Origin of the sequence: Lutibacter sp., assembly GCF_040883305.1 — a bacterium.
GTDB lineage: Bacteria > Bacteroidota > Bacteroidia > Flavobacteriales > Flavobacteriaceae > Lutibacter.
Genome location: NZ_JBFLKT010000160.1, coordinates 1 through 3,251, shown reverse-complemented (window position 1 = coordinate 3,251; position 3,251 = coordinate 1). Strand labels below are relative to the sequence as shown.

The following is a 3,251-nucleotide window of genomic DNA, read 5'->3' as shown; positions in this document are numbered from 1 at the left end:
TAAAAGATGAAGCTTTTTTCAATAAAATTACAAATTCAAAAATACCAGTTCTATTATTAATTAATAAAATTGATACTTCAACCCAAGAGCAAGTTGAAGAAAAATTATTGTATTGGAAAGAAAAAGTGCCAAATGCAGAAGTAACTTTAATTTCTGCTTTAGAAAAATTTAATGTCGAAGGCGTTTTTAATCGAATTGTTGAGTTGTTGCCAGAATCTCCGGCATTTTATCCAAAAGATCAATTAACAGATAAACCCGAACGTTTTTTTATTAATGAAGCTATTCGCGAAAAAATTTTACTTCACTATAAAAAAGAAATTCCGTATGCTGTAGAAGTTGAAACTGAAGAGTTTTTTGAAAGTGATAAAATAATTAAAATTCGTTCTGTTATAATGGTGGAACGCGAAACGCAAAAAGGTATTATTATTGGTCATAAAGGTTCCGCATTAAAACGTGTTGGCGTTGAAGCTAGAAAAGATTTAGAGAAGTTTTTTGGTAAAAAAATTCATTTAGAATTGTACGTAAAAGTGAATAAGAATTGGCGAAGTGATAAACGTCAATTACGTAGATTTGGATATAACGATTAATCCGAATACACAATATATGAATTATGAATTTAAAGCAATAATTAAGGATTTATTTGATTTTTTAAAAAATCCACAAGAGAGTTTTAACGTAACCCTTTCTACAAAACAAAAATGGAAAGTTTTATTTTCTATTTTGCTTTTAGATTTTATATTGGTAATTTTTGCTTCAGGAATTACATCATTTATTGATTCTTTTTTGTTTGAATTAAAATCGGATCCAATAGAAGAACTATTTTCTAATAAAGGAGCATTTTCAATTATTTTAATGGCTGCGGTAATTGTTCCATTTATTGAGGAACTAATTTTTCGTTTTCCCTTAAAATACGAACGAAATTTAGTCTTCCATTTTTTTGATTTTCTTACTAAAAATAGAGCAAAAACACTTTGGTTTAAGTATTTCAAAATATTTTTCTATTTGTTTGCGTTAGCATTTGCCTTAATGCATCTTTCAAATTACAGCAACACAAATAGTTTATTTTATATATTAGCTCCACTTATTGTATTACCTCAAATTATTGCGGGTATTACTTTGGGTTATGTAAGACTTAAACTTGGCTTTTTTTGGGGAGTTTTACAACACGGATTGTATAATTTAATTCTATTTTCTGTGGCTTTATTATTTTTCAATTCAAACCAACTAACAAAAATAAATAATACTGATTATTCACTAGAAATCAACATAGTAGAATTTGGTCTAAATAATCCTATAAGATTAGAAACCTACAAATCTGAAGATCGCATAGATTCTATAATTGGAAACAATACAACAGTTAAAGAACTTGTTGAAATTCTAAATTCTACAGATACCCTTTTACTCAAAAATTCAAAAAGACTAAATATTCATTTTATTAATAAAATCAATTCTAAAAGCCCTGAAACTATTATTTTAGATGAATTAAAAAAGGAATTCAAATAGAAATTTATATTTTAAACTTTCTAACTCTAACCCTTCAAGGTTTTCATCATAAAACCATATAATTCATCCATTTGTTTGTGTCCTTTTCTTCTTCCAATTCTTCCTAAAAAATACATAACAATCCACAGAATAGGTAAACCAATCACTATTATTAAAGCCATGCCATTATCTTCTTTTAAAGTCCACTGTACGTAGGCCATAATAGAAAAACCAATAAAAGCAACTGCTACAGCAAAATGAAAAAACATAAACAGCGTCCATAGTTGTGGTTTTGGACCAAACAATCCTTTTACAATTGTTTTTTCTGAATTATCATTTTCAATTTCAATATTTAGCTGCGGAGACCAAAAGTGGTTTTCATCAGCTGGAACATCAATAACTATATGGCCATCAACAATTTTACCACAAAAATTACAATTTTCAGACTTTAAATTTTTTTTAAATTTTGAAATTAAAACATCCTGACTTTCATTAAAATACATTTTAAATCTTGGACGTAAATGAATATCGCTATTTAAATAATCTTTCATATAGTTTGGTTTATTGAGTTTTGAAATATAGTAAATTTAATTAAATGTCTAATTTTGAATTCATAATACTTCAAAATTCAAATTTAAATTGCTTACTTTTGCAAAAAATTTCAAGACGAATTTTATGAGTAATATTGTAGCCATAGTAGGAAGACCTAATGTTGGAAAATCAACATTATTTAACCGTTTAGTGCAGCGAAGAGAAGCTATTGTAGATTCTGTAAGTGGTGTAACACGCGATAGACATTACGGGAAAAGCGACTGGAACGGAAAAGAATTTTCTGTTATTGATACTGGTGGATATGCTGTTGGCTCTGATGATGTTTTTGAAGAAGAAATTAGAAAACAAGTACAATTAGCTATTGAAGAAGCTGATGTAATTATTTTTGTGGTTGATGTTGAACAAGGAATTACTCCAATGGATTCTGAAGTTGCCAAGCTTTTACGTAAAGTAAAAAAACCAATTTTAATGGCTGTTAATAAAGTTGACAACGCCATGAGAGATGCTGATGCTGTTGAATTTTACAACCTTGGTTTGGGAGATTATTTTACAATTTCTTCTATTAATGGAAGTGGAACCGGTGAATTGTTAGATGCTTTGGCCGAAAAATTAGAAGATGCTCCTGAAGAAAAAGATGAATTGCCAAGATTTGCAGTTGTTGGTCGTCCAAATGCCGGAAAGTCATCTTTTATAAATGCTTTAATTGGTCAAGAAAGATTTGTGGTAACAGATATTGCTGGTACAACAAGAGATTCTATTGATACAAAATACAACCGCTTTGGATTTGATTTTAACCTAGTAGATACTGCCGGAATTCGAAAAAAATCTAAAGTAAAAGAAGATTTAGAATTTTATACGGTAATGAGGGCGGTAAGAGCCATTGAACATTGCGATGTTGCTATTTTAGTATTGGATGCAACACGTGGTTTTGAAGGTCAGGATGAAAATATTTTTTGGTTAGCAGAAAAAAATAAAAAAGGGGTTATTATTTTAGTAAACAAATGGGATCTTATTGAAAAAGAAACCAATACAATGCGCGATTTTGAAGCCCAAATTAGAAAAGAAATTGCACCGTTTACAGATGTTCCAATTTTATTTATTAGTGCATTAACAAAACAGCGTATTTTTAAAGCAATTGAAACTGCAGTTGAAGTTTTTGAAAATAGAAAAAAACGAATTCCAACAAGTAAACTTAACGATACTATGTTAGAAATTGT

The 3,251-nt window shown here is 28.8% G+C and carries 4 protein-coding genes; 3 read left to right on the top strand and 1 reads right to left on the bottom strand.

What is annotated here, in order from left to right; translation table 11 throughout:
* On the top strand, positions 1–587 hold a 587-nt coding region (era, locus tag AB1Z17_RS05235; RefSeq protein WP_368050743.1), incomplete at its 5' end, for a GTPase Era.
* Positions 588–603: 16 nt separating this feature from the next.
* Complete coding sequence (locus AB1Z17_RS05230; RefSeq protein ID WP_368050742.1) at positions 604–1,503, top strand: CPBP family intramembrane glutamic endopeptidase; 900 nt, start codon at positions 604–606, stop codon at positions 1,501–1,503.
* Positions 1,504–1,529: 26 nt separating this feature from the next.
* On the opposite strand, the gene AB1Z17_RS05225 is transcribed toward AB1Z17_RS05230, so the two are convergent.
* A complete protein-coding gene (locus AB1Z17_RS05225) occupies positions 1,530–2,033 on the bottom strand; it encodes a GTP-binding protein (protein ID WP_368050741.1) in 504 nt (167 codons plus the stop codon).
* Positions 2,034–2,157: 124 nt separating this feature from the next.
* Between AB1Z17_RS05225 and der the strand changes: the two genes are divergently transcribed.
* Positions 2,158–3,251 (top strand): ribosome biogenesis GTPase Der (gene der / locus AB1Z17_RS05220; RefSeq protein WP_368050740.1); only part of this gene is annotated, 1,094 nt, incomplete at its 3' end.